At 32.5% G+C, this 1,799-nt stretch carries 1 protein-coding gene; it reads right to left on the reverse strand.

Annotated elements, in window-relative coordinates:
* Positions 1-79 precede the first annotated feature (79 nt).
* The coding region (locus tag U9P79_09295; protein ID MEA2104816.1) for a DUF262 domain-containing protein at positions 80-1,799 on the reverse strand (1,720 nt) is incomplete at its 5' end.

Raw genomic sequence — 1,799 nt, forward strand, 5'->3', positions numbered from 1 at the left:
TAACGTCGCAAATCACCGGCGGCAAAAAGCATTGCGACGAAGGAGCGGTGCTTTTTGCCGTCCGAGTGCATTTGCCTTGTTATGTGTTTACACTCAATTTAAAGTTATTTTTTATAAACAATTTTAATTTCTCTTCTCGCACCTTAATAAATGTCTTTATGCTATCGACATTTCCCCAATTACAATCGATTTCATCTATTTCATTTTGTGACATCAATGGAGCTAAATTGAAGGCTTGCAATTTATCTTTGGTATTTTTGTTACCCTTACTTGAATTCGATGCAGTATAATCAATCACAAGATTACCAATGCTGTGCATAAATCGCTCATTAAATTCATCATCGTATTCAACATTTTTTGCGCGTTGTGCAGATATATGTTCAATACTCAACTTTTCACGATCAATGCTCGTAAAATATTCTCTCATTCCCAAGAGAGGAAAACCTTTTTTGCTACGCAACATATTTTCATATGAAAATAAGATGTATCGAACAGAATTTTTACTTAGCCATTCGTAATAATTTTCATATTCAACTACTTCCACTGCCCTATGATTGATGTTCCACCAATTGTCTGAGGTAAAGCTATCGACCAGTTTAATGACATCTTCATTATTTCTTAGTTTCGTATACAAATAGCTTTCACCATTACTACGCAAACCAACTAATGACGCTCTGAAAGTAAATCTATTTATTATCTTTATCAAGTCACTGAATTTGTCTCTTTGCTCTTTGTAAACCCGAAGGAGTGCTGGGTAATATGGTGCAACCCTTCCAATCATAAATAATTGAGATAGATTATATTCATTATTTTTATCCTCTTGGATTTGAGAATAAATAACAAAGCTATTTTTTAACCTTGATGAGTAGTTCTGAATTTCATTAATTGCCTCTTTTTTTGAATTTTCAGTACAGACAAGTTTGATTATTTTATTTTTAATAAACTCTTTGGGCTTTTCTTGATAGTCCGCTGGGCAACCTTCAAAGGCAATTGTATGGTAGCGCAATACATCTCTATCATTTATTTCCCATTTTTCTAATATCCGATATATCTCGGAAAAATCTGTTTGTACGTTTTTTATGATTTGATCAGGGTTGCTGGATACAAGCCCAGCATTGTACATAAGAAAACTTTTTATGGACTCTAAATCTGTCAGCTTTCTTCCTCTATCGTTTAAAAGCTCAAATATTTGTGTGGCAGTATTAATTTTATCTACAACATACAATAAAACATCAGCGTTTGTGGACGTTGTGTATATTTTTTCTAAGATAGTTAAATCATATTTTTTTAACTCTTTCGTGAAAAACTCTTTAGCATCGAGAAGTAATCTCTGAGATAACGTGTTAGTTTTTATGTCTTTAGATTCAGTTTGACTAAGAACAATATTATGCAGAAAGGCACAATCCTCATTGGACGTTTCCAGCTTGAAGACATCATCATCTTTTACAAAAATCCTTTTTGTTCTGCCTGATACCAAATTCGATGATTTTTCAATTAACTTCTGAATTAGAATATTTATAAAAATCACAAAAGTAGTAAGCCGTTGTTGTCCATCAACGATATCAATTACTAAAAATTCATTTCTGTTTCCATTAATGTGGAATAAGAAAGAACCTAAAAAATAACTACGGTCTGGATGCTGGTTTACGATATCAGACAAAAAATCTCTCAGGTTATCTTCTTTTTCCCATGAATATGCTCTTTGATATATCGGAACATTAAATATTCGTGTGCCATCAAATATATCTTTTACCGTTGATTTTCCAGTCTGCATCTCTTTTCCTTTTTTTCCACATAAC

The organism is Candidatus Cloacimonadota bacterium, assembly GCA_034661015.1.
Lineage (GTDB): Bacteria > Cloacimonadota > Cloacimonadia > JGIOTU-2 > JGIOTU-2 > JAYEKN01.